We start from the raw sequence: 26125 nt of genomic DNA, 5'->3' as shown, positions 1-26125 counted from the left end.
TATCAGCCATTGACTTGATATTGCCCTCTTCCATGGTAAGCAGTTTGAATGATCACATCAAGTGCATCGATGGAAGAGGTCTTTGTTTGAAACAGCTTGGTCTTTTGCTTAATCGAAACTAATCGGAAAGAATCCTTCATAATCGAATGAATTTTATCAATTAAATCCTTTTCATTTTCTGCCAGAATCCCAAGGCCTAAGTTTACCAGATAATCAGCATTTTCTTCCTCTTGTCCAGGAAGCGGATTATAAATTAACAACGGCAGTTCCATGGCCATTGCCTCGGAAATAGTGACCCCTCCCGGTTTGGAAATCAAAAGGTCCGATAGGGCCATTAACTCATTTACGTTGTCACTGTAGCCCATAAGCAGAACTTTATGCTTAGAACTTGGCAGTTCAGCTGCTAATCGTTTTTGCAATTTCTTATTTCGGCCACAAATAATGATAAATTGAATCGGCACAGGCAGTTTTTCAAAAGCAAGAATGGTAGAAATCCCTTTTCCAATAAAACCATCTCCCCCGCCCATCACGAGAATCGTGAATTGGTTAGGGTTTAAACCATATTTTAATGCAAGCATTTCTCTTGGCTGCGTGTGAACAAATTTTTGCATAATAGGAATTCCTGTACATTTAATTTTATAACTTTCTACCCCTGAAGCTATCAATCTATTCTTTACTTGTTCTGAGCCGACTACATATAGATCCGTAAAGGGATGGAGCCAATAGGAATGATTCGTGTAATCCGTAATAATCGTCACAATCGGCAGATCAATTAACCCCTGTTCTTTTAACTTGGAGATGATGCGTGCAGCAAATGGGTAGGTGCTTACCACGACTTTTGGATTTAACATTTGGATAATCTCCAGCATTGTACCCATTCCGGACGAAAATAGGGTATCCAGTTTATCTGAAAAGGAGCTTCTTTCTTTTGTTTTTTGATAAAAATAGCCATACACCTGCGGAAATTTTTTAATAACCTTCTTGTAAAAATAATTGCTCACTGGATATAAATAGGGATGCAGCCATTGCATAACATCTAAAGTAATAGGTTCCAAATCCGGGGTGCAAAAATCTACTGCCTCGCTGATTGCTTTAGCTACTTGCTTATGACCATCTCCAAATGTGGCTGAAAGTATCAGAATTTTATCCTTATCACTCTCAAACATGCTGCATTCACCCCTCCCATGAGTTTGTAAACTTCAGACTGATCTTTACCTTTGGACATTGTTTCGTTTAATTAGACTTTTTTCAATTTTTTCATAGCAATTGATAATCCAGAACACAACTCTATCCAATACCTTTAGTTTTTTCGAATAGGTATGAACTATAAATGCTGTACCTGCTCCAATAATCATTCCGGCAATTACATCGGATGGATAGTGAACCCCAGTCCAAACGCGGGATACGGAAATCATGCCAGCTAATACTAGCCAAATCCAGCCGTCGCGTTTTCTCCAAATCCAAATCACGGTTGCAATCACAAAGGCTGCAGTTGCATGATCACTAGGAAACGATGCATTTTTGGCGTGCGGAATCAACCAATTGACATGGTGGACCACAAACGGCCGATCCCGGTAAAATAGCATCCCGATTAAAACGTTAATAGCTAAGGCAATGCAAGCTGCTAAACACGCTTCGACCACCATTCTCCGATTCTGTGATTTTTGAAAAAACCAGTATAATAGAATCCCAATAAAAAATACATACTCTGCTTTCTCAGCCATTAAAACCATCAATGGATTTAAAAACTTTTCAGTAATAGCGAGATGATTGATACCTTGAAACGCTAAATAATCAAAATGTGATAACATAATGAACCTCCAAAATGTTTTGTTCCTTCTAGATTGCTTTACTTTTTTTCTTTTTCCATTTAATAAGCAGGTACCCAAGAGTCACGACGATGGCAACAATAATAGCTGGCGTAACAAACGGCTTAGCCGCTTGGTTAATTTGTTCCCAATTCGACCCTAGCTTTATGCCAAGATAAAGAAATAAACAAGACCACGGAATAATGGCTAGACCCGTATAAAGAGAAAATTTTGAAAAGGACATCTTTGCAATTCCTGCTGGGATCGAAATGGCATGTCTGACAACAGGTATGAATCTTGCGGTAAAGATAACGCCAGTTCCGTATCTGTTAAACCATTGTTGGGCAATATCAATGTGAGAGGGGCGAAGAAAAATGTATTTACCGTATTTATTTAATATTGGTCTGCCCCCATACCTTCCAAGCCAGTATAAAAACCATTGGGCAATAAGACCGCCAATGAGACCGGCCACCAAGGCACCGATAAACGAAATCTTCCCCAGCGAAATTAAGTAGCCCCCATAAGCTAACACAATTTCACTAGGAATGATTTCCACCATCAATCCAAGCGCGATTCCTAAATAGCCAAGGCTCGATAGTATCTCAAAGATAGACTGAATAAACTGTGACATATGTTAACCTTCCTTAAACAATTATTAGTAGAAAATGGTTTGTGTTCCTACTCTTTAAAGCGGTATCCTGCACCCCAAACCGTTTCAATGTATTGCGGGTTTGAGGAATCCGTTTCAATTTTTTCGCGAATTTTACGGATGTGGACGGTTACCGTCGAAATATCACCCAATGAATCGAACCCCCATAGCCGTTCAAACAATTCCTCTTTGCTAAAAACACGATTCGGGTGAAGAGCTAAAAACATCAACACATCAAACTCCTTTGCTGTTAAGCTGACTTCATGGTTGTTAACATATACCCGTCTCGATGCCTTATCAATCTGTAAACCTCTTATCATAATTCCATCGTTTTGTACTTCCTTGCCAATTAAACGGTCATATCTTGCAAGGTGCGCCTTTACTCTAGCAACGAGTTCACTCGGGCTGAACGGCTTGACAATGTAATCATCTGCACCTAAGCCTAAACCTCGAATCTTATCAATATCTTCTTTTTTTGCAGAAATCATCAGGATCGGGATGACTTTTTCGGTTCGGATTGCCTTGCAAATTTGGAAGCCATCTAAACCTGGAAGCATGAGGTCGAGCAGCACTAAATCAACCTCTTCCTTTAACGCTTTGTTTAAACCTATGTCTCCTGTCAATGCAATCTCAACTGAAAACCCGTTTATTTCTAAATAATCTCGCTCCAGTTCAGCAATGCTTTTATCATCCTCAATGATTAATATCTTTTTCACTATTATCACCAGCTTTCTTTAAGGAAAACAAGATCGTTGTCCCTTGGCCTTTTTTGCTTTCAGCCCAAATGGCGCCATGATGCTCTTCAATGATTCTCTTCGCAATTGACAATCCCAGCCCACTCCCGCCTTTTTCAGTCCCCCGTGCTAAATCCGCACGGTAAAAGCGGTCAAAGATAAAGGGAAGACTTTCCGCTGCAATACCTGGACCATTGTCTTCCAATTTAAAAAGTATATGAGTAGTAAAAGATTCGAGATGAAAGGAAAGCTTTTTGTTCGGTTTATCGTTATACTTTAGTGAATTTCCAACTATATTGATAATCACCCGTTTTAGATGCTCACGGTCACCGATAATCAAATAGTCTCCGCCTTCCTCCATTTCCAAGCTGACATCAACATTCTTTCCAACTACATCAAATCGAAGCTCTTCCACAAAATCCTGAAGGTAATGGTCAAAGTAAATTGATTCAAAATGAAATGGCAGCCGTTGTAAATCAAGTTTCGAATAAAGGAAAAGCTCATCAATCATATGATCTAAATCGATAGACTTTTTATGAATGGTCTCAATATAACGGTTCATCTTTTCAGGACTATTCGCCACCCCGTCCTGTATACCTTCGACATAACCCTTAATGGTGGTGATCGGCGTTTTTAAATCATGAGAGATATTGGCGATTAACTCTTTGCGATTTTCTTCATATGCTTGCTGCATTTCAATCGATTCCTTTAAACGAAATCGCATTTCTTCAAACCCTTGGGCAAGCTGGCCGAGTTCATCTTTTGACATCGGTTTAATCGGAACATTGAGATTGCCTTCCTTAATTTGCTTGGCTGCTAATTGTAATTTTCGAATTGGGCGAATGATGCTTTTTGATACAAAATAAGTTAACAATCCATTCGTAACCACCAAAATAAGAATCAAGCCCCCAAACAAGACAGGAAAGGAGTAATGAACAAATTTGGCGAGGCTGCTAGTATCGGTGACAAAAAACAGGGTCCCTTCCTTATTATCTGGAAACAAGAAATCAATCTTTTTAATGGATACAAATTGTTCATCTATCTCTACTAACGGATCGGCTTCATCTAATAATCCAAACGAAGGAAGATCCTTTGCCCTCACCCACTGTAACGAGCTTGAGCGATAAGTGATGTCGTTTCCTTTCCTAACTAGTAGCCTAGTTGTATCAGAATGTTCTAATTGATGGTCAATTTTTTTTAAATAAGACGGATCGGAAAATAGATTGGAATTTTTCAGTGTTTGCTGATGCAGTTCAACATATAACTGATCTTTTTCCGATAAATGCTGGTGATGTGCAGGCGGAAGATAGATGTTTTTAAGTGCTTTCATATCCCCTCTATACAGCAATGCAACTAAGAGTACTGAAATGCATACGAAAAAAATAGGAATAAACACCATTGCAAGATAGGATATGACCAGTCTAAGACGTATTGACATCTACTCCACTGCTTTCTTTATTAAAATTCTTTCAGACAAAACTTATAGTAACCCAGTGTAAAGAATAATGCACAAAAGGATAACAGATAGACCATTCGGCCAAAGATGACAGGAGTAAAGCCGCTGTTAATCCAGTGTGTTTATACCCATATGTCCTTCATATAAAACAGTCTTATCTGATAAGCATAAACAAACAAACTAAAAATACTATTAATGAATTCTTAAATATTTATTAATTTGTTTGATTAAACGTTGTAATAGGCGATTTTTTTTTGAGAAGAATTATCCCTGATACGTGGTGTAGTTGTAGCCTTAATCTCGGTTGGAATTATACTGGCAGGTCATAACCAAAAAAGTACCCTTCCCGATGAACCGGAAAGGGTACTTTTTTTAAAAAAACTGGATTAAACGTTTTATCTCAATCAAATTCCTCTGCTATGATACAATCATCATTGATAGTTGATTTTTCACATCAGCAAAAAGGGCAAAGATTTCATTTATACCCAGCCTCTGAAGCTTGAAGCTTCTGCTAATTTTCTGATTCCAACCATATATGCAGCTAAACGCATATCCACTTTATGTGTCTGTGCTACTCGAATTACATTTTCAAAGGAATCGACCATGATCTTTTTGAGTTTTTGATCCACTTCTTCTTCAGTCCAATAGTATCCCTGATTATTTTGTACCCACTCAAAATAGGAAACCGTTACGCCGCCTGCATTTGACAGTATGTCTGGAACAAGGAATACTCCACGATCAGTTAATATCTTTGTTGCTTCCAAAGTTGTTGGCCCATTTGCAGCTTCTACCACAATCGATGCCTTAATATCGGCTGCATTATCAGCTGTAATTTGACTAGAAATGGCAGCAGGTACAAGAATATCACAGTCAAGCTCGAATAGTTCTTTGTTCGTAATCGTATTTGTAAATAGCTTAGAGAATGTTCCAAAACTGTCTCTTCGGTCGAGTAAATAGTCGATATCAAGTCCGTCTGGATCAGCAATCGCCCCATAAACATCGGAAACGCCGACAACCTTTGCCCCTGCATCATGCATGAATTTGGCCAGATAGCTGCCTGCATTTCCAAATCCTTGAATCACCACGCGTGCCCCTTGCAATTCGATTCCTTTTTTCTTGGCTGCTTCCTCAATAACGATTGCGACACCACGGGCAGTTGCAGTTTCACGGCCTTGAGAACCGCCTAAAACAATTGGTTTACCAGTAATAAATCCTGGTGAATCGTATTCGCGTAAACGGCTGTATTCATCCATCATCCAAGCCATAATTTGCGAGTTCGTATAGACGTCAGGTGCCGGGATATCTTTATTTGGGCCAACGATTTGACTAATCGCCCGTACATAGCCCCTACTTAATTTTTCTAGTTCTCTTAATGACATTTGGCGTGGATCACAAATAATACCGCCTTTGCCGCCACCAAACGGAAGGTTGGTAATCCCGCACTTTAAGCTCATCCAAATAGCCAAGGAGTTTACCTCATTTTGATCTACTTCAGGATGAAAGCGAACGCCGCCTTTTGTCGGGCCAACCGAATCATTATGCTGTGAGCGATAGCCTGTAAACACTTTAACCGAACCGTCATCCATTCTTACTGGAAAACGGACCTTTAATGACCGTAATGGTTCCTTTAACAATTCGAACATTTCGTCACTATAGCCTAATTTTTTTAATGCTTCATGAATGACCGTTTGCGTAGAATGAAGCATACTTAATGTTTCTTGCTCCTCTTTTTGCTGTTTTGTAATCTCTTTTAATACAGTATTTACTGCCATTTTTTCGACACCCCTACTAGTTTGTTTATTATAAACACAGGTAAACACGGGGACGGTTCTTTTGATTGTATTCATAAGGACAAAAGAACCGTCCCCATAATCACTACCTATAATCACTAAGCAACTTCTTGTTCTACAGCATGTTCCTTCAGCTTATGACCTTCCCATTTTGAAATAACAATGGCCGCTAAAGAGTTTCCAACAACATTCACACATGTACGTGCCATATCAAGAATACGATCAACACCTAAAATAAATGCTAGACCTTCAACTGGAATACCCACACTTCCTAATGTGGAAAGAAGAACGACAATCGAAACACCAGGGACTCCTGCAATACCTTTGGAAGTGATCATCAAGATAAGCACCAATGTAATTTGGTGGCCTATACTTAAATGAATGCCATACATTTGAGCAATAAATAAGGCTGCAATCGCCTGATAAAGAGTTGATCCATCAAGATTAAAGGAATAACCAGTCGGAATGACAAAGGAGGTAATCGCCTTTGGACAGCCGATTCTTTCCATTTTCTCCATAATCCTTGGAAGTACTGTTTCTGAACTGGCTGTTGAATAACCTAAAATTAATTCATCTTTAAGGTAACCTAATAATTTAAAAATGTTATATCCAGCAATTTTTGCAACAATTCCCATAACGACTATAATAAAGAATATCATTGCACCATATACAACAATTACAAGTTTTCCAAGCGGAATTAAAGAGGCTAAACCAAATTTTGAAACCGTAACACCTATTAACCCAAAGACACCTATCGGGGCAATCTTCATGATCTGATTTGTTACATAGAACATTGCATCGGCTGTTCCCCTGAAAAATTGGATGATCGGCTTGCCTTTTTCTCCAATCGCAGCAACACCAAGTCCAAACATAACTGAGAAGAATATAATGGCCAGCATATCCCCATTTGCAAAGGCCTGAACTACGTTGGTAGGTACAATATTTACAAACGTATCAACCTTGGAATGTGCTACTGTTGTTTTTTCAGTGGTTATATATGAGCTAATATCAGATTTAACTAGTTGAGAACGATCCACGCCAGTTCCTGGGTGAAAAATATTCGCCGTAAGAAGTCCAACAACGATGGCGATCGTTGTAATAATCTCAAAATAAATAAGTGTTTTTCCGCCGAGTTTCCCTAAAGACTTCATATCTCCTGCCCCTGCTACTCCAACTACTAAGCATGATATAACAATCGGCACGACAATCATTTTAATTAATCTTAGAAATATATTTCCTAACGGCTGCAGGAATTGCTCAACATGCGGGTTTCCATAAAAGACCGCACCTACAATAATACCAAGTAGTAAGCCAATAAAAATTTGCCAAGCTAAACTAATTTTTTTCACTCGTTTCTCTCCCATCTATAAGCAGTAAAGGAACCATGATGAGATGCTGCTCTAGTTGAGGGATAACCTTTGCTTATAAGTAAATTAATATAATAAAATCAAGAATCAAAAACTATCAAAATATAATATCATGTCTATTCACCTGAAAAAAATTTAGATAAAAACAATTTCAATGCATCCCCCTCTTACACTCACGCATATCATGCGAAATCTTGCACAGCGTCCTAAAGGTGATTCAATTCCAAATGAATGATTTCATTACACATGTTAGACTCGAAAATCAAAGCTAAAAGTGCTTCCATTTTGTTGCTGAATAATTCTTAAGATAAACCTGAAACCTTCTTTTCTCTTGCATGCTACTAATTGCATCCCCTATTCGTTCCCTTTGTCATTTTACTTTTAGTCAAAACTTCTGTTGATTCAATGATTGAATAGGATCAGATAATTGAAGTACATGGGAAACCACTGTACTACCTTCTATAATGCTCTGTTCCACCTAATCAATTGATTGTCTAAATCACCTCCCTCAATGGCGTAAACCCCAACGTCCTAGAAAACGATATGAAAAAATTTCGGGTCTATGGATTTTTTTAGTATTATAGTAAAATAGAATAATATATATGATTTTCGCAATTATCGTGATACCCGCCTTGTAAACGGTTACAAATCTGTTGACTAATTTACTGGTGAATTCCTTTGACATTTAGATCATATCGTACAGACTACGAAAAACTACAAGAAACAACAAATTGATATAAAAAGTTTTAATATATTTTTTATTTTTCATTTTTCATGTAATACAAAATATTACCATGAGTGAAAGTAAATCAGCTCTGATTTGGAAGTGATCCTATTCGCTATAAATTATTAGCCTGTTTGTTCTTGATCATCGCTGTCCCGATTGCCGGGGAGTTAAAGTTTTATCCATTTAGCGGGGCGGATCTTAGGGTTAACATGGGAATGCCTGTTTTTTTCTTTTTTTTGTTATGGTCACGTAAAATTCATCCCATCTTTTCCGGGTTTTTAACGGGGATTTCAGTTGTTTTCTTTCGGATGACTCTGGACCGGCTTCAAGTCGGTTCATTCCAGTTCCATAACAGTTTTAGTTCGCATTTTCCTGCCTTTTTTTATTACCTGATCTTTGCTTCATTTTTTCATTTTTTCAAAGTTAAAAATTTAAATGAACAGCCACTGCTAATTGGCTTGTTTGGCATCGTTCTCGAATTCATGTCCAATTCAGCTGAAATGCTGATTCGCCATTTCACAACCAATATGCAAATTACGGTTGCCCATTTCTTGATTATTGCCGGGATCGCCATTATCCGCAGCTTCTTTGTTCTTGGTTTTTACAATATCGTGATCTTGAGAGAGGCAAGAGTGGCGGAAGAGCAGCAGCGAATGCGGAACGATCAGATTTTACTATTAATCTCAAACTTATATGTAGAAATGGTCCAATTGCAAAAGTCAACAAAGAATGCTGAGGAGTTAACGAGTGCCAGCTACAGGCTTTACCGCCAATTAAAACAGCTAAAGCAGCACGAGCCGGCACAGGCAATGCTAAAAATTGCCGGTGAAGTGCACGAAATCAAAAAAGATAATCAACGAATCTATGCCGGCCTGTCAAAATTAATGGCGAAAGAAAAAATAAATGATTTTATGAGCATTAAGGAAATAATTGACATTATTGTTCGTGCAAATAACAACTATGGCGAGATGCTCGGGAAAACAATCGATTACAAGGTGAAAATTTTCGGGGACCATCCACAATACCGCACATTCACCCTTTTTTCCCTGATTAATAATCTTGTCGCCAACGCAGTGGAAGCCATCGATCAGACAGGGAGGATTGTGTTAACGGTTGAACGGGTTGCTGACATTGTCAAAATAAGCGTAAATGATAACGGCAGCGGAATTTCTCCAAAGAACAAACAGTATATTTTTGAACCGGGCTTTACAACAAAATTTGATCAAACTGGAATTGCCTCAAATGGAATCGGTCTTTCCTACATTAAAAATGTCATCGAAAATAGCGGTGGAGAAATGAAACTGCTGGATTCAACGAAAACAGACGGAACCACCTTTGAAATACAGCTTCCGGTCGCAAGTTTAATTAAAAAGGGAGGATGACAAGTGAATTTTTTTATTGTTGATGATACTGCCACCATTAGAGGAATGCTGTCTAATATCATTGAAGAAGAAGGATTGGGGACGGTCGCCGGGGAGGCAGCGGACGGCTCAGGGGTTTATGCCCATGCCCTTGCTGCACAGAAGGTCGATATCCTGATCATTGATTTACTCATGCCGATCCGCGACGGAATTGAAACCGTCCGAGAAATCGCTCCTTTTTTTCAGGGGAAAATCATCATGATTTCACAAGTCGAAACGAAGGATATGATTAGTGAAGCCTATTCGCTCGGAGTTGAACATTATATCACCAAACCAATTAACCGGCTTGAGGTAGTGAGCGTATTGAAGAAAGTAAGCGATTATCTGCTGATGGAAAATTCACTTCATGACATTCAAAAATCATTAAGCAATCTATATCCCCAAAACCAGATGCCAAAAAACGTCCAGCGAAGCCAGCAGGACCCGATCCTTTCGTCTGCCAAAAATATCTTCCTGGAACTCGGTATTATTGGCAAAAGCGGTGAAAAGGATCTCTTGGATCTTATCGCGGTTGTCAACCAATTAGAAAAAGAAGAGATCCGTGAAATCCCGCCGTTAAAAGAGCTGTATGAGCAGGCGGTTAAAAAGCGGCTGGGCTTGGACACTTCACCGGGTGAAATGAAGAAAGAAGTAAAAGCAGTGGAACAGCGCATCCGCCGGACCATCCAGCAAGTGCTAGAGCATCTCGCATCACTTGGACTAATCGATTACGCCAATCCAACATTCGAAAACTACTCATCCAAATTATTCGACTACAGCCAAGTACGAATGAAAATGCTCGAACTCAAAGGAAAAACACACACTGACACCACCCACACACGGATCAACATTAAAAAATTCATACATGCAATCCTGATGGAGGCAAAAGGGTTATCAGATTCATAGGCAGATTCAATGGGACGGTTCTTTTGATTCGAAGATTATTTCAGAGACACGATTCTTGGGTCGCACTGAATGGCAAATGTAGAACGAAATCACTACGTGACGGCATGGTAAAAAGCAACTCTTCTTGAAAAAGCATATGAAAAAGTATGCTCTTTTTATGGTATTGTTTAATCGCTAAACCGAACAAACCATAGAAAGAACATACTTTATTGTTCTACTGTATGCTCAAAATAACTTTCTACTTTTCTTTTTGAAACAAAACTATGCAAAATCAGTCCAAGAATGACAATAAAAATACCGCACAAAGATAATGGAGAAGGCATGTGGATCGACAAATATAGGAGTTCCCTACCTAATGCAAAAAGCACTTCCATTGATTGCGTTGCTTCAACAGACGCTAACCCTTGCATATTTCCTCTTACCCTATCTGTTGCTCTAAAAAAATAGGACAGTAGCAATGACTCCAGAACAAAGAGCCACCACTAAAGATTGAAGACTCTGCCCCTTACTAGTAAACCTACGGTATAAAATCCATACAAGGAGAGTAGAAACAAGAATGGAAGACTTGCCAGTGTCATTCCTAACACCCTTTGATAAGCATCTAATAAGCTGCCCAAATACCTATTAAAATTGGTTGCAACTGCACTCACCTCGGGTCCGTTTGTTGTGTTAACAGTTCGCCAAAACTTAACCAGTTTTCTTCTACGAGCTGGACGACTATTTCGTATTTCCGATTTTTACAAGCGAATATAACTTGATTTTGATAACCAACCGACGTAAGCCCGTTAAAGTGGTAAATTGTGAAATCTCTAATCGTTGAATTTTAGGTACACTCCTGTCTAATTCGTTAACCTATTTATATGATTTAAATCACCGTTACGAGATCCTCATCACTAAATCTCGTACCTAATTGATTAAAAAAATTATTCAACATATTACATTTATGCATAGAAATGATGAAAAGATTAACTAACTATGCATATCAAAATTGGAGTATACTAAATTAGTCGGCTAACATTTACTTACTTAAACATCATAATAATATGTAAAATCTTAGGCAAAGGGGAAATAGATACATGAAAGAAAAATTATGGACGAAAGACTTTATATCAGTAACAACAATCAGTTTTTTTATTTTTCTAGCCTTCTATATTTTAATGACAGCTTTACCTTTATATTTGGTAGGCCAGCTTCATGCTGGTGCAGATAAAGTTGGACTCGTTCTTACATTATTTTTATTAGCAGCGATTGTGATTCGCCCATCTGCAGGGAAATGGGTCAGCCGTGGTTCCCAGAAAAGGATTTTTATCTACTCAACGATTGCCTTTTTTGTTGGAACCCTTCTTTATCCATTTGCCACAAATATTTGGGCATTATTACTTCTACGTATTTTCCACGGGTTTACCTTTGGGATTATTACGACTGTAAAAGGAACAATTAGTGCTGAACTAATCCCAGCTTCAAGACGTGGTGAAGGATTAAGCTTTTTCTCTTTAGCAATGGGACTTGCGATGGTTTTCGGTCCGTTAATTGGGCTTAACCTTTCACTGATGCACGCTTATAACTTGCTTTTCGTTCTATGCATGATCATTTCTGCTATTAATATTGTTCTGTCCTTTGTAACGAAGGTTCCGGAACAGGATGTTAAAGCACATGGGAAGAAACATAAATTTTCATTTAACGATATTGTTGATAAAAAAGCAGCAAAATTTGCCATTCCAACTTTTTTCTTAGCATTTGCTTATTCAGGAATTTCTTCCTTTTTACCATTATTTGCACAACAAATTAACTTGGTAGCAGCAGCAAGTACGTTCTTTGCTATTTATGCGGTATTTATGTTAATTTGCCGTCCGTTCACTGGGCGTTGGTCTGACCGTTTCGGTGCAAAAGTCATTATTTACCCTAGTATTGTTCTTTATCTTATTGGAATGTTCATGATAAATTCAACCCATACAGCTGCTATTATGATTATCGCAGGTGCAATCATCGGTATTGGATACGGATCGATCACGCCAATTTTCCAAACACAGATTATCAGTTCGGTTTAGCCTCATCGAGTCGGGATTGCCAACTCGTTGTTCTTCAATTCAATGGATGCTGGTATGGCGATTGGTGCCTATATTTTAGGATTAATCGCAAGTGGTTTTGGATACCGTAATGTCTTTTTTGCTGGAGGAATATTAATTATCTTTGGCGGCATATTGTATTTTCTACTTAATAGAAAGAAAGAACACAGAGAAACCGGAAAAGCAATTCTTGTTAACCCTAACAATATTCGTGGATGAAAATGGTACTGTTTTGAAGCTATTTATCCTAAATAAATGTTTAGATATTCCTGCTAGTAGCAGTTTGATTATAAATACTTAATTTTGAAAGAGGGTGTCAACCTAATGTTTTGTTCAAAAATATTAGTTGCATTTAATGATTCAGATATAGCTAAAAAATCATTGGAAAAAGCCGTCGAACTGGCAAAAACAAATTCAGCGATTGAAATTGATGTTTTATTCGTAGCAGAGCGGCCAAAAGCACCATATATGGTAGAAGAAGCACTTGATAGGCTGCAAGAATCCATCTACAAGTATGGGGAGACTATTCTTGCTGAAGCAAAAGATGCTGTATCAACAATTGATAATCCTATTCGTTTCATTGAAGAGGAAGGCCCTGCCTATAAAGTTATTTTAGAACATGCTAAGGAGAACAATAGCGACCTGATTATTATGGGAAGCAGGGGTTTAAGTGGAGTGAAGGAATTCTTAGGAAGCGTCAGCCATTATGTTATCCAGCATTCACCTGTTCCTGTATTAATAATAAAATAATTTTGAGTTTGTTATAGGTGTCGGTACCTAGTACTGGCATCTTTTTATTTTTTGAAATTTCATTTGGGTGATGATTGACCGTCTCCTATTACCTTTAAATCCCCGAAAGTATCAATTTGAACCTTTTCTTCCCTTACAGTTTCATTTATGTGTATGAGCTCTTCAAATTGTTTCTTATAAATTTCAACATCCTCAAGGACAATTGGGTGCAATGTTACCTCAATACGCTCTTCACTCAATGGAATTCGAATCGTTTCAATTTGTGCATCCGTGGCACCTTTTGGATTTACTATCTTTTTCTCAATGATTAGCTCTTCACGGGTTATAGGAACCAGAATTTGCTTTTCCTCCGTATAAGTATTCTGATATACCGTTACATCTGCTGTCTCAACCCACTTCTTGCTTATCTTTAATTCTTCCTTATGAAGTTGGAGTGTTTCTTCTTCATGATTTTTTTGTGTTGAATTCTGTTTAGTAGGCAATTAAATCTCCCCCATAGGAAAATGGTGAAAACACCTTTTCATTGCTTGGCAATGAAAAGGTGTTTTTGTCTAAGGACAGGTATTATTGTTTGAACCTAAAGAACTGGTGCTTGCGTCTATCTTTTTAGCTGTTATTTATATCTCCAAACCCTGAACCATCGGAAACGATATCAACACTTCCAGTTGTATTAACATTAGCTTCTTCGTGTTTGAGTGTTTCTTGGACTTGCCGGGTTTCCTCAACCTGACGTTTCGCAGCAGAAACCTCCTCGGTCGTTACCGTATACTTGTTTACCTCAACTTGCTCTTGGCTAACAGGAATATGGATCGTTTCCTCGGAGCTGATAGACGCATCGCTTCGTTCATTATTCATTGGTGTTCTCTTTATGACAACTTCCTCATGCATGACAGGAACGTCTACTGTTTTTTGTTCTTCGACAACGTCCTTTGAAAGGACTACTTCTCCAGCATCAACATTATTTTTCGTGATATCTAATTCTTCTTTATGAAGCTGGAGAGATTCGTTAGATTGGTTATCTTGGGTACTTGAAATATTTTGGCTATTCTCATTTTCAACGTTTTGTGATTTATCATCATCACTGAATAAACCTAAAAAATCGCTCATAAAAATCCCCCTCGCAAGTTAATCATAGTCAAGCCTTTATAGAATGTGCTGATGAGGGATAATTATTCTATAATCTTTTTGAAAAAAGCTGAACAAGCACAATTTTTGGAATGACGTTAGATCCACTAACTTTAAAAATTTTTTGATTAACAAAGGGACGGTTCGAACAAAAGAACCGCCCTAAAATTCGTACAAGAATTTCTTGGTTGCTTGTTTAACGGTTACCTTCATATTTAACCTTACTTACATTATCATTTGGTGAATCACCAGTTCCATTTTTACTTTTACTATTTGGTGTTCCATATATTTGATTATCTTTAGTCACTTTAGCGCCCTCTAAAAAATTATCTTTTGTTTTCATTGTCTTCATCTCCTAAATAAAAGTAGTCTATGGTTGTTGATCATAGGCTGACTATCTAATTCGTCCAGTTATTCCGTCATCTCCTACGATTGTCTCTCCAATTTTAGGTTTACTGGCTAGCTTTGAATTCTTTGTATCTTTTTTAAAACCAGGCTCAGTAGTACCTGTTGACATTAAGGGTTGTTCCAAAGGATCTGGAGCTTTTTGATTTTTTGGCATACTATCTCCCCTTTCTACCTTTCCTATTATTTGTAGAGGAGACAAGAAACATACCATATGATCAATTATAAAACTGAACAAGAAAAGGGTATCCAAACTCATGATTTTTTTGGATACCCTTTCTTGTGCAGAGCTTTATTTTATTAAAAAATAAAAAAACAGACTCTAAAAAAAGAGTCTGTTTTTTCGATCAATAATTAAGCTTTACGAACGTTTGCTGCTTGAGCTCCACGTTGGCCTTGCTCAACGTCGAAAGTAACTTCTTGACCTTCATCTAATGATTTGAACCCTTCGCCTTGAATAGCTGAGAAATGAACGAATACGTCTTCTCCACCTTCACGTTCGATGAATCCGAAGCCTTTTTCGCTGTTAAACCATTTTACTTTACCTTTTTCCATGTTTGTTGCCTCCTAGTGTGTTTTCACACACATTGTATTACTATCCTTGCTCTCAGTGATCATCAAGACGAAAAGTTTTACTAATACTATCCTTTTACACCGAACAAAAATAATTCTTCTATATCATAGCATCTTTTCATAGAAATAGCAAGGTTAACAATAATAATAAAATTATTCGCTTCATTAACTGAATGAGATACTAGCTAAATTAAGGGTTTAAATAGGAGGAAAACATGGCAATTCCCCGTCCCAACCTGTATCCATTTCATTTAAAAGTGTCAGGGGCATGATTGTACTTAGCTTTTATTTTGTATAACCCTTAAATTCATTGACCAGTTGCTTTACTCCAGTATAAAGGATAGCACCGTCAATACCGCCTAAGAGAAATTTAAACCCCATATTTAAATGCTGCTCTATTCCATCCGTCCAAGTCATGATCCCAGGTATCACATTGTGTTTTTCACAAGCTTCCACGACTTTTTTAAAATTCATTAGAACTTCAGGATGATTCATTTGACCGGGAAGCCCCATGGATGTACTTAAATCATAAGGACCTACAAAGGCAATATCGATACCAGGAACAGAGAGAATTTCATCAATGTTTTCGACCGCCGTATAATGTTCAATTTGCGGTATGACGAGCACTTCATTGTTAGCCTGTCCATAATAATCCTCATATTCTTCAGCGGCAGCTCCAAACAAGACTGCTCGGCCCGCCCCGGTGCCACGAATTCCAACAGGTGGATATTTAGAAAAGCTGACTGCCTGCTCTGCCTCTTCCTTTGAATTAACCATTGGGATCATGACACCCTCAGCCCCGGTATCAAGACCCCTTTTAACCCAGGACTTTTCATTTTCAGCAACCCTAATCAGAGGAGTTGCTTGTGTACCTCTAATAACAGATACCATTCTTCCAGCTGTTTCGATATCCATTGAACCATGTTCGGCATCAATCATGATAAAATCTGCACCTGTATGACCAAGAATTTCAGCGTTATCCAGACTATTGGTCATAATCCACGTTCCAAAGACATCTTTTTTTTGATCCAATTTTTCTTTTAAAGAATTTTTTCTCATTTCATCTCACCTCTTTATAAAAATTATCTATCTATTAGAGTTTCCCAAAGTTGAACATATTTAATAGAACATCATCGTAAAGGTATACAACTTTTCTATTCTCCAAAAAGAGAGAATTATTCAATTATTTATAACATTATTCGACTGAAAAGTCGATTGAAATCCGACAAATAACTACATTTTTTTGGTTCTTTTTTTTCTAAAATATGCAAGGGAATTCCAACTTTAAATTATAACAAAAAAGAATCATTCACCCAAGAAATTCGAGGAAATGATCCTTTTTTGTCTCAAAGATTTTTACTATGACCACGATCTATCCCGCGGTACTTTTAATGTGATCAAATACGAGTATCGATTTTTCCACAGAAAGCATCAACAGGACTAACCCCATTGAATTCAGAACGTCCCATTAGTTTTTCTACTAATAACTCTAGTGTTTGATTTTTGCTGTCGTACGTATTGATGTAAGTCTTGACTTGCGGTACATCTGCCAAATGGTATGGATATTGAACAGAAATGAAAATCGTAGGAATTTCATGGATATAGAACGGAATATCCGGTGTTCCTTTACTTGCTGGCCATACAATTCTTTGTACTGTTCCTGGGTTAACATTGGCGATATTGATGATCAGATCATAATTGTCTGTCAACTCAGTAATCGGTCTCTTTTGTGCATATACATTTGCAATAGCAGCAAATCTTTCTTCTTCTGGAAGTTTCATAATTTTCTCTTCTGTTGATTCCCAAACCGTTACTTCGAATCCTTGTGCTTCTAACAATTCCTTCATGATATCGGAAGCTTTTTCTTTACTACCAATCAAGGCACCGAATCCGCCTTGTACACCTTTTACGTCAACCAATAATACACGTTTGTATTTTTCAGGTGTAACGGGCCAGATGTCTTGTTTGTCTTTAACTAAAGTAATTGCACGGTCAGCTACTTCTTTAAACAGTGCCTTGTTTTCAGGAAGACCGATTTTAGCCATAGATTCTTCTTTAGGTGGCAGGATTTCTGTTTTGGCTTTTTTATGAAGACCTAAGCTGGCCTTTAATCCTAAAGTACGAGTTAGAGCTTCTTCTAAACGTTCTTCCGTGATGATTCCTTCTTTATAACCATCCATCATATATCCAAAGTCTTCATCCGGATCATTAAAGAATAAGAATAAATCACAGCCGGCTGCAATCGATGTTGGAAGTAGTTTACTTCTCTTCATTGCCCCTGTCATACCTAACATGTGACTAGCATCGGTAACAACAACGCCGTTAAATCCAAGCTTGCCGCGTAATAAGTCAGTCATAATTTCTTTACAAAGCGTAGCAGGCAATAGCTCTTCATCTTTAACGTCTGGGTTAAAGAATTTTTGATAGGCAGGCATATGAATATGGCCGGCCATAATCGATGGTAAACCATCATCAATTAAGCCTTTGTACACTTTTCCATAAGTTTGATCCCATTCTTCGGTTGATAAACTGTTCACACTGAAGGATAAATGCTGATCGCGTTCATCGACTCCGTCACCAGGGAAGTGCTTAGCTGCAGGAGCAATTCCACTTTCCCTGATTCCTTTCATGTAGGCAAGGCTCATTTCCAGAACCAAATCCGGATTAGATCCAAAAGAACGGCTTGAGATAATTGGATTGCGCCAGTTGTAATTAATATCAACAATAGGGGCAAAGCTCCAGTTACATCCGATCGCTGCAGCTTCGACACCAGAAACCCGACCCATTTCATAAGCCCATTTCGGGTCATTTGTTGCTCCAATTTTCACTTCTACGCCTACTTCTGTTCCGTCTTTACAAGCACCGTTCCCACCTGCTTCTGTATTCGCTGCAATTAACAATGGAATTTTACTGTTTTCTTGGAGAATTTTATTCTGCTCATATACTTCATCCGCTTTTCCAGGATTATAGCGAACACCGGCGATATGATAATTACTGAGAATATCTGTTAAATATTCTTTATCCCGGCTGGAGCCCATATTAATAAATAACTGGCCAATCTTCTCTTCAATCGACATAGAGTTGATCGTTTCTTTTACCCACATTATATCAGAATCGGATAAGTTATAAGGCTTTGCTTTTAAGTCTACTTTTGCCACCGTATGTACGCTCCTTTTTTGAAAAGTATCAAGAATACTATTCACTTTTCTAAATAAAAATATGTCTTCCTACAAATTCTGCCTGAATTCACAAGTAAGCGTTCTCGAATATAGCCGTCTAGCAGCTTTCCAAAAAAGGAAAAGGAAAGTGTGCCCACCTATAAATTCAAGAGAAAAAACTTGTATACTAGCATATTAATACAACCGAAAAAAAATATCTATACTTTTTTTAAACGCTAACATCAACTTATATGTATTTTTTCTATTATTCTGAAATTTGGTAACAAAGGTTTCATATCATTTACGTGTTTTTATAGTTTCTTTTATATTTGCATTTAAAAAAGTAAATAAAACTTACGATTTTGGAAAAAACTAATCCATGATTTTAGCCTAATTTGAATAGAAGATAAGAAATACTTAAAAGGTTTAAAAATAGGAAGGATGATTCTTAATTGGCAGACATGACGATTTATGTAAAAGAAGCAGTTAATGAACAACCAATTCTAACCTTAGAAACAGTTTTAGTTCAAATGGAAGGAATTGAAAGAGCGTTGGTAGACATTGAAGATGGCGAAGTCAAAATTGAATATAATGAAAATCAAGTGTCCCAAGAGAAGATTAAGAAACGAATCCAACAGCATGGAATGCATATTCAGGATTAAGCTGCTTTTTATCAATAGGAAATGCCCCATCTAAAAAGTTTGGGGATTTCCATTTTTTACAATCCACCATACGATTGATTGTTTCAAGTTATTGACGCTGTATCTACCGGTTTGTTCGTTACCGATTCTAATCCATATCCTGTGAACTAATTTCTAAAAACTCTTCATTAACCTTACTTCTCAGGATAAAAGCTGAATCCTCTTGTCCTCCATTAATTAGCGAACTAATTACCTTTTTACTATCCCCTTTTAAACGGTAAGCTACATAAAATATTTTTGTAAAAAAGTGCTAGTAAATATTTTTTATATTTAGGAAAACTATATATGAAAGTGAAATTCACTAAGGAGGCTTTACCTTTGAAGAAAAAATTATTTTTAATGCTTGCAGGAACTGTCTTATCTGCAACAGTATTAGGTGCGTGTAATAATAAAGGTGTCAATGACCGAAATCAGCTGCGAATCAATAATCCAGCAAATGATAATCGTAACTTAAACAATAACTTGGATCGTAACAATTTGAATAATAACAACTTAAATGACCGCGATAACAATTTGAATAATAACAACCTTAATAACCCTGATAACAATTTGAATAACAACAACCTTAATAATCGTGATAACAATTTGAATAACAATTATTACCCCCCTTCTAAAGATAAAAACACAGACACTGACAAAGATTTGATTAAGGATAACAACACGAAGAAAGAAGATATTATCGAGGACGATATTGATGTAAATGACCGTGACAATCGGGACGAATAGAAGCTGGACAGGTTTTTACCTGTCCCTTTTTATTATGGACGTGATTTGCTATATGAGGCCTTAAAAGTATTTGAGAATACAAACGCTGACATTATTGGGAAAAAGACTGGTTTTATGTACTTTCAGAATACTTTATGGTTTTTTATACAACATTTGCATAAAAAAACCACCTTCTAAAAAAATTTGGTGGAAGATCGATGAATCTAATTTTCTATCACCCTTTAATACTATTTCTAAAATGATCATAGTCGGTTTTTATGTAATGAAAGGCTGCTGCGTTACCACCGTGATCAGGGTGTGTTATTTTTAATAATTTTTTATATCCTGTTACTACTTCTTTCTCACCCGCTGTTTTTGAAAGCCCTAATTTTTGACGATAATCATTCGTTTTGGATGGCGGCGTTACCTGGGCCTTCTCAGGTTCTCTTTTATATCCTTTTAAAAGTTCTTCTTTTAATTTTAACAATTCATTGCGTAAATCAATATTCTCTTTTAATAACTTCTGGGTTTCACTTTGTAAATCACTTTTCTCATTCTCTAGGGTGGCGATTTCTTGATTTAATTTTTCTCTTTGCTGTATTAATGTTTTTATGGAATGCTTATGAAGATCCTCAATTCCTTTTATATGTTCATCCTGTGCTTTTATTTTTACTTTTAATTGGCGGATAATCTTATCCTGATCCGTTGGATTATTTAAAAATAGCTTTGAAGTTGTTTCATTTGGTATGTATTCAGTTCTCCTATTTCCGGTTCCTACGTTCTCAATCTTACCTTCACGCAGCCATCGTCGAACAATTTGAATAGAATTATTTTCAGTTACTCCTGCGTCCTTTAGTAGGTTAAAAGCTTGATCTGTATCATCAAGTATAAATCCAGTTTTCTGCTTCCCTGTTCCCTCATAGTTAATCTTACTTTCACGCAGCCAACGTCTAACCGTTTGAATACTAATATCTTCCGTGACTCCTGCATTCTTTAACAAGTAAAAAGCTTGATCTGTGTTCATAATGTACCTCCTTTCGCTTTTCATATGATCTGGAACATTATGTGAGTTATTTATCTATTTTCTTAATCGGCGAAATCCAATTAGATAATCCTATTGTAATATTACTTATATTATATTAATAAATGTATAAAGTGTATGGATAAAAAAGACTATTGTTAGTAGCACTGCCCACATGACATTTATTGGATTTCTTTTTCATCCTAAGACACGGATGGCCGAAAAAAGAAGGCCTCAACGCTGGCAGAATTTGATTAGACCGATGGGAAATTCCATTCATTCGTAAAATGACAGCAAAAGATCACAATGCAGCTGAAAAAGGAAGTACTTAACACAAAAGTCCCTCATTCTTGAACGGCTTCCAAGAATGAGGGACTTTTTTACTGGCTTTTATTCTTTGATTTTTGAACCAATGCTGTTTGGTTATTAATGACTTGAATGTCGTCTTGTTCCTGTTTAAGGGTGACTTTAATTGGTGCCGTTTCCTTTAGGAACACCGAGATGACAATACTAACAACAAGTCCAACTAATCCAATATATAAAGTATTTTGTATCCCATAGTTCTGAGCTACAAATCCTCCAATAGCAGGTGCTGCTCCACCTCCAAATATCTCACCGGCTCCTATCGGAATTCCAGCTGCCGATGCAGCCAAAACTGCTGGTACAGATTCTACTGAACCTTTATATACTGTATATAAACACTCCGTTAGTTAAAGATGGTTTAGCTACCCATAAGGAATGTTTTATTCTTTACAAAATAATCACAGCTTGAAAGAATGGTCAAAATCATAGTAATCCAAAGCGTTATAATATCAAATGGAAAACTTATGAATTGAAAAGGAAAATTATGAAGCAATATAGATGATATAGCGATTATTAGAAGTCTTGTCTTCCATTTTGCAAAATTACTGGCAGCAATAACTTCACCACATATTATTGAAAATTCCCTGCTTAAATACAAAATAATTCCATTTTTACCACAAAAAAACTCAAAAGTTTTGTTAAGGTGCTTATTTAATTTCTATTTTTTCAGGAATAGACGGATTAAAACCACGATGATGATGATTCCCGCAATTATCAACCGATTGCGTATACCGAGCCGCTGATTGAGGCTCTTGCGTCCGCCACCATTGCTCGCTTTCAGACCGCCGTTTTTCGTCTCGAACGTTGGGGCTACAACAGTTGAACCACGTCGTTCCCCACGAATATTGCGGAAAAGCTGCCGAATAAGGTTGCCTTCGCTATACGACAGGACATTGCGCGAATAAACACGTTCACCGAAGTAAGCGACCAAGCCCACAGCGATGACCTGCAGCAAAAGCGCTATCCAAGCCTCGCCCGCTCCCACAGCCTGATTCGCGAAGCGCGTCGGCATCATGGTCGGCGAGAGAAAGGGAATGAAGGACATTACTTGTAAGACAACATTGCTCGGATTCGCGGTCAGCGCGAAGCTCGCAATATAACCAATCACACTTAAATAGATCACAGGCTGTGTGGCTTGCTGAGCTTGACTCTGGTCGTTGACGAGGGAGGCAACGATGGACGCAAGCATCAGGAAGCCCACTACCGCGATAAAGGTCATCAAGGCAATATAAACGAGAAAGCCTGCATTCAGCCCCGCCATCATCGAGGTCACCTGCATAACGGCGCTATTATCCTTAAAGCCAAAGTAGAGCGCCGTCCCACTGACCGCGTAAATTGCGATATGCGTAAGCGCGAGCAGCATCACGCCAAGTGTCTTACCAAAATACTGCACGCGGCTTGAAGTCACGGCAAGCAGGATTTCCATGATGCGATTCGACTTCTCATTCGCGATTTCCTGCGAAATGACGCCCGTGTAGAGGGTTAGGAAAATAAAGATAACAATGACTGTGAAAATCGCAAGGTGGCTATTAGCCCCAATCTGTGTTGCGTTAAGCGTTGTGCCACCTGCATTTTGTGTGACTATCGAGAGCTGAGCGGGCTGCAAGAGGGCTGCGGCTTCTGCACTCGTCAGATGCACCTGCGCCGAACGCTTCACAATCAAGAGTTGCGTCAGTGCCGTCCGAACACTAGCTTCATTGAATTTCCCAGCCGTCTTTGAAGTCGCCATCAGCTGAAACTTCTCCGTACTTCTATCAAAGGTAAGAAAAGCATCAATATCATGATTACTCAGCTGCTTTTGCGCCTCAGACTTGCTCGCAACCTCAGAAATCGTCGCATCAATCGACTTCTCCTGCTTCAGCGCTTGCACGAGAGACGGTTCATTCACCACAGCGAGCTTCGGAGTGGCGCCATTGCCATTCATATAGGAGATTCCGATGGCGATGATAGGCATAAGGAGCGGTCCAATGACCAGCGCCCAAAAGCTAAAGGACTTCAGCCGCTTCAGATAAGCGTTTTTGGCTACAAGCCAGAGTTGATTCATCATTTGCCACCTCCAATGCTCTTGTTACCTACCGATTGAACGCTCTGGCCGTGTTCAACCTTCATCCGGAAAATCTCATCCAATGTCGGCGGCGCCTGCATAAAGGCTTGCACGTAGCCAGACGCACTCACTCGCTTGAAAATCTCGTGCCCCACCGCCTCGTCGGCGACTTGCACCACACGACCGCCTACCTGCTTTTCGATCGACTGCACGCCTGCAAAGCCGCGTAGTTCCTCATCGGAAATATCCGATTCCAGATAAACCCGCGTGCGACCATAGGACTCTCGAATGGCTTGCACGCCTCCTTGCAGCACGGTCTTGCCATTTTTCAGCATCGTCAGATTGTCCGAAAGAAGCTCCACATCGCTCATATTGTGATTGGAGAAGATGACCACCGCACCCTGCTCCTTTATCCGCTTGATTTCATTGCGAAGGAGCCCGGTATTGACTGGATCAAGCCCCGTAAAAGGCTCATCCAAAATCAAAAACTCTGGCTCGTGAATCAGTGTCGCGATGAACTGCACCTTCTGCGCGTTACCCTTGGAGAGCGCCTGCACCTTATCCGTAGCTTTCCCCACGACATCAAGACGCGTCAGCCAGTTATTGAGCTTCGCCCGCGCGTCCGCGCGCTTCATTCCGTGCAGCTCCGCGAAATAGACAATCTGATCCTCGACCGTCATCTTCTGGTAGAGCCCGCGCTCCTCCGGCAGAAAGCCGATTTTCTGCTTAAGTGCTTGCGTGATGGGCGCCCCGTCCCAGCTGATGCTGCCGCTGTCCGCGTTGATAAAGTTGAGAATCATCCGAAAAGTCGTGGTCTTGCCCGAGCCATTTTGCCCGATGAGCCCCATCACCTCGCCACCCGCGACGGTCATATCGAGCGCATCCACTGCGATCTTCTCGCCAAAGCGCTTCGACACTCCTGTGATTTTTAGCATCAAATTACCTCCTACGTTATGTTTCACAAAGCCTTATTCACAGATTTTTTGTTGCTTTACTTCGTAAAACCTTATTACTGATTGAGAGCAGGGCTCAACCCTATCAAATGATATTATTACTATTTGATTCTTCCAGCTTTTTTTGCCGCTTCTTTTAAGATTACCTCTATATGGGCATTCACACTTCGCAGTTCGTCCTGTGCCCATTTTTCCAGGACTTTGTATAGTTGTGGATCGATCCGTAACGGAAATGCTTTTCGTTTACTCATTTACATCGCAACCTTAATAAATACTCCCAGTATTGATAATAGGCTGTGTTCCCTTCTCCGAAACAATAGCTACCATTAGATTATTTACCATCTGTGCCTTTTTCTCTTCATCCAGTTCGACGATTTCCTGTTCTTGAAGCTGATCAATCGCTGCTTTTACAAGCCCAACTGCTCCGTCAACAATCACTTTACAAGCAGATAAAACGGCATTCGCTTGTTGCCTTTGAAGCATAGCAGCTGCAATTTCTTGAGAATAAGCAAGATGCATATTCCGGGATTCAATCACACTGACACCGGCAATATCCAGCCTCTTTTGTAAATCATTAACAAGAACTTCTGCAATTTCATCACTATTTTGTCTTAGTTAGGGTATTTTCGCCAACATTTTCACAAATCATAAGCATATCTACTCGCAATATGACGAATTCCTGTTTCACTTTGGATTTGAATAAATTTTTCATAGTTTTTAAAGTCAAACAACGCTTTAGCTGAATCATTAACTTTATAAACCACCACTGCAGCACCTTCAATTGGACTTCCTTCTAAATCATTTACCTTTAACTTTCGCTTGTAAAATTCATTACACGCAATGATACGCTTCCTTTGAAGGTGAAAGGAATAGTTGCCCCTAAAATCCCTGATCACGAATGACACCAATATAGGTGGCGAAAAACGTTAATACTTTTGCTTCGTTTGGTTGCACAATGGTTAAACTTGTGGCAATGATTAAGCCAAGAATGATCACTACGATCGCGCCTTATCCCCCCCCCAACTGATAGGGTATTAAAGAATAAGTAAATCTCACCAATAATACATATTAACACAAAGACAAGTGCTAAATGGATTTTTCTTTCATAATAACCCCTCTGTGATATAAAATTGTATTGATATCACTTTTATATCATCATACGACCGAAAAAACTGTTAGAGAGGAAAAGTTCCCAAAATGTTCACAAATTTGTTGTATAGTGGATTCTAAGGACGGAGGAAGGTAGATATCCTGTAGATTAAACAAGTTTTATACAAAAAAGGAGTTGTTCTCGATTACATTCATAAGACACACTTTGAGCTATACTATTTACCGTTTATTGTGATTTGTTTAATCCTATGATATTGCCGGTATTTCTTGTAACGAATGATCTTAATCTATTACAATCAAATAAAAACGGAGCT

At 38.4% G+C, this 26125-nt stretch carries 26 protein-coding genes and 2 pseudogenes; 7 read left to right on the top strand and 21 right to left on the bottom strand.

The genetic code is table 11. The features are described 5' to 3' along the window. Positions 1–2 precede the first annotated feature (2 nt). The 7 genes from JN080_RS09045 to JN080_RS09015 all read right to left on the bottom strand — a co-directional run bounded on the left by JN080_RS09045 (position 3) and on the right by JN080_RS09015 (position 7786). Entirely contained in the window at positions 3–1166 is a 1164-nt protein-coding gene (locus tag JN080_RS09045) for an MGDG synthase family glycosyltransferase (protein ID WP_256235633.1), read from the bottom strand. A gap of 45 nt (positions 1167–1211) precedes the next feature. Beyond that, positions 1212–1811 (bottom strand): undecaprenyl-diphosphatase, encoded by a 600-nt coding sequence (locus JN080_RS09040; RefSeq protein WP_256235632.1) that lies wholly within the window; start codon positions 1809–1811, stop codon positions 1212–1214. 28 nt (positions 1812–1839) lie between these two features. Next, positions 1840–2439, bottom strand: a complete 600-nt coding sequence (gene uptA / locus JN080_RS09035; RefSeq protein WP_256235631.1) for an undecaprenyl phosphate transporter UptA — start codon at positions 2437–2439, stop codon at positions 1840–1842. A gap of 47 nt (positions 2440–2486) precedes the next feature. Then, on the bottom strand, positions 2487–3173 hold the full coding sequence (locus JN080_RS09030) for a response regulator transcription factor (protein WP_256235630.1): 687 nt from the start codon (positions 3171–3173) through the stop codon (positions 2487–2489). Then, a complete protein-coding gene (locus JN080_RS09025) occupies positions 3151–4629 on the bottom strand; it encodes a sensor histidine kinase (RefSeq protein ID WP_256235629.1) in 1479 nt (492 codons plus the stop codon). Before JN080_RS09025 ends, JN080_RS09030 begins: the two co-directional genes overlap by 23 nt. A gap of 497 nt (positions 4630–5126) precedes the next feature. Further along, positions 5127–6353: a Glu/Leu/Phe/Val family dehydrogenase gene (locus tag JN080_RS09020; RefSeq protein ID WP_375141624.1), complete on the bottom strand. Its 1227-nt coding sequence runs from the start codon at positions 6351–6353 to the stop codon at positions 5127–5129. A gap of 182 nt (positions 6354–6535) precedes the next feature. After that, a complete protein-coding gene (locus tag JN080_RS09015) occupies positions 6536–7786 on the bottom strand; it encodes a cation:dicarboxylate symporter family transporter (RefSeq protein WP_256235627.1) in 1251 nt (416 codons plus the stop codon). 882 nt (positions 7787–8668) lie between these two features. Between JN080_RS09015 and JN080_RS09010 the strand changes: the two genes are divergently transcribed. Both JN080_RS09010 and JN080_RS09005 read left to right on the top strand, forming a co-directional pair. Beyond that, on the top strand, positions 8669–9913 hold the full coding sequence (locus tag JN080_RS09010) for a sensor histidine kinase (protein ID WP_256235626.1): 1245 nt from the start codon (positions 8669–8671) through the stop codon (positions 9911–9913). A 3-nt stretch (positions 9914–9916) separates the two neighbouring features. Further along, positions 9917–10837 (top strand): response regulator, encoded by a 921-nt coding sequence (locus JN080_RS09005; RefSeq protein ID WP_256235625.1) that lies wholly within the window; start codon positions 9917–9919, stop codon positions 10835–10837. 206 nt (positions 10838–11043) lie between these two features. Here JN080_RS09005 and JN080_RS30135 read toward each other — a convergent pair. Further along, positions 11044–11451: pseudogene (locus JN080_RS30135) on the bottom strand (multidrug resistance efflux transporter family protein); the annotation flags it as partial. Positions 11452–11913: 462 nt separating this feature from the next. Here JN080_RS30135 and JN080_RS08995 point away from each other — a divergent pair. From JN080_RS08995 to JN080_RS08985, 3 genes are all read left to right on the top strand, one after another. Continuing rightward, positions 11914–12885 carry an MFS transporter gene (locus tag JN080_RS08995; protein ID WP_256235624.1) on the top strand — a complete coding sequence of 324 codons (972 nt, stop codon included), beginning with the start codon at positions 11914–11916 and terminating at the stop codon, positions 12883–12885. Positions 12886–12900: 15 nt separating this feature from the next. After that, a complete protein-coding gene (locus JN080_RS08990) occupies positions 12901–13122 on the top strand; it encodes an MFS transporter (RefSeq protein WP_375141623.1) in 222 nt (73 codons plus the stop codon). A 105-nt stretch (positions 13123–13227) separates the two neighbouring features. Continuing rightward, a complete protein-coding gene (locus tag JN080_RS08985; protein ID WP_256235622.1) occupies positions 13228–13653 on the top strand; it encodes a universal stress protein in 426 nt (141 codons plus the stop codon). 59 nt (positions 13654–13712) lie between these two features. On the opposite strand, the gene JN080_RS08980 is transcribed toward JN080_RS08985, so the two are convergent. The 7 genes from JN080_RS08980 to JN080_RS08950 form a co-directional block, all read right to left on the bottom strand. Continuing rightward, positions 13713–14135, bottom strand: coding sequence for a YsnF/AvaK domain-containing protein (locus JN080_RS08980; RefSeq protein ID WP_256235621.1), 423 nt, complete (start codon positions 14133–14135; stop codon positions 13713–13715). 124 nt (positions 14136–14259) lie between these two features. Continuing rightward, positions 14260–14760: a YsnF/AvaK domain-containing protein gene (locus JN080_RS08975; protein WP_256235620.1), complete on the bottom strand. Its 501-nt coding sequence runs from the start codon at positions 14758–14760 to the stop codon at positions 14260–14262. 214 nt (positions 14761–14974) lie between these two features. Continuing rightward, positions 14975–15121, bottom strand: a complete 147-nt coding sequence (locus JN080_RS08970; protein ID WP_256235619.1) for a hypothetical protein — start codon at positions 15119–15121, stop codon at positions 14975–14977. A 51-nt stretch (positions 15122–15172) separates the two neighbouring features. Beyond that, positions 15173–15340 (bottom strand): hypothetical protein, encoded by a 168-nt coding sequence (locus tag JN080_RS08965; protein ID WP_256235618.1) that lies wholly within the window; start codon positions 15338–15340, stop codon positions 15173–15175. A 197-nt stretch (positions 15341–15537) separates the two neighbouring features. Further along, positions 15538–15738 carry a cold-shock protein gene (locus tag JN080_RS08960; protein WP_256235617.1) on the bottom strand — a complete coding sequence of 67 codons (201 nt, stop codon included), beginning with the start codon at positions 15736–15738 and terminating at the stop codon, positions 15538–15540. A 303-nt stretch (positions 15739–16041) separates the two neighbouring features. Further along, the gene (locus JN080_RS08955; RefSeq protein WP_256235616.1) at positions 16042–16815 is read right to left on the bottom strand and encodes an HpcH/HpaI aldolase family protein; all 774 of its coding nucleotides are present in this window, start codon (positions 16813–16815) and stop codon (positions 16042–16044) included. 338 nt (positions 16816–17153) lie between these two features. Further along, a complete protein-coding gene (locus JN080_RS08950) occupies positions 17154–18914 on the bottom strand; it encodes a glycoside hydrolase family 3 protein (protein ID WP_256235615.1) in 1761 nt (586 codons plus the stop codon). Positions 18915–19375: 461 nt separating this feature from the next. Between JN080_RS08950 and JN080_RS08945 the strand changes: the two genes are divergently transcribed. Both JN080_RS08945 and JN080_RS08940 read left to right on the top strand, forming a co-directional pair. Beyond that, positions 19376–19576 (top strand): heavy-metal-associated domain-containing protein, encoded by a 201-nt coding sequence (locus JN080_RS08945; RefSeq protein WP_256235744.1) that lies wholly within the window; start codon positions 19376–19378, stop codon positions 19574–19576. A 357-nt stretch (positions 19577–19933) separates the two neighbouring features. Further along, positions 19934–20341, top strand: a complete 408-nt coding sequence (locus tag JN080_RS08940) for a hypothetical protein (RefSeq protein ID WP_256235614.1) — start codon at positions 19934–19936, stop codon at positions 20339–20341. Positions 20342–20555: 214 nt separating this feature from the next. Here JN080_RS08940 and JN080_RS08935 read toward each other — a convergent pair whose 3' ends face one another. The 6 genes and pseudogenes from JN080_RS08935 to JN080_RS29810 form a co-directional block, all read right to left on the bottom strand. Further along, complete coding sequence (locus JN080_RS08935; protein ID WP_256235613.1) at positions 20556–21344, bottom strand: molecular chaperone DnaJ; 789 nt, start codon at positions 21342–21344, stop codon at positions 20556–20558. 377 nt (positions 21345–21721) lie between these two features. Next, positions 21722–21994, bottom strand: a complete 273-nt coding sequence (locus tag JN080_RS08930) for a hypothetical protein (protein WP_256235612.1) — start codon at positions 21992–21994, stop codon at positions 21722–21724. Positions 21995–22362: 368 nt separating this feature from the next. After that, a complete protein-coding gene (locus JN080_RS08925) occupies positions 22363–23751 on the bottom strand; it encodes an ABC transporter permease (RefSeq protein WP_256235611.1) in 1389 nt (462 codons plus the stop codon). Beyond that, complete coding sequence (locus tag JN080_RS08920; RefSeq protein ID WP_256235610.1) at positions 23748–24683, bottom strand: ABC transporter ATP-binding protein; 936 nt, start codon at positions 24681–24683, stop codon at positions 23748–23750. Before JN080_RS08920 ends, JN080_RS08925 begins: the two co-directional genes overlap by 4 nt. Positions 24684–24802: 119 nt before the next feature. Then, positions 24803–24952 carry a type II toxin-antitoxin system antitoxin gene (locus JN080_RS08915; protein ID WP_256235609.1) on the bottom strand — a complete coding sequence of 50 codons (150 nt, stop codon included), beginning with the start codon at positions 24950–24952 and terminating at the stop codon, positions 24803–24805. Between the two features lie 13 nt (positions 24953–24965). Beyond that, positions 24966–25761, bottom strand: a pseudogene (locus JN080_RS29810) (SPFH domain-containing protein). Positions 25762–26125: the final 364 nt, after the last annotated feature.

The sequence above is a fragment of the Bacillus sp. EB600 genome, from assembly GCF_024494385.1.
Lineage (GTDB): Bacteria > Bacillota > Bacilli > Bacillales > Cytobacillaceae > JAEVLT01.
The sequence above is the reverse complement of the archived record's forward strand: the minus strand, read 5'-3'. Positions and strand labels throughout refer to the sequence as shown.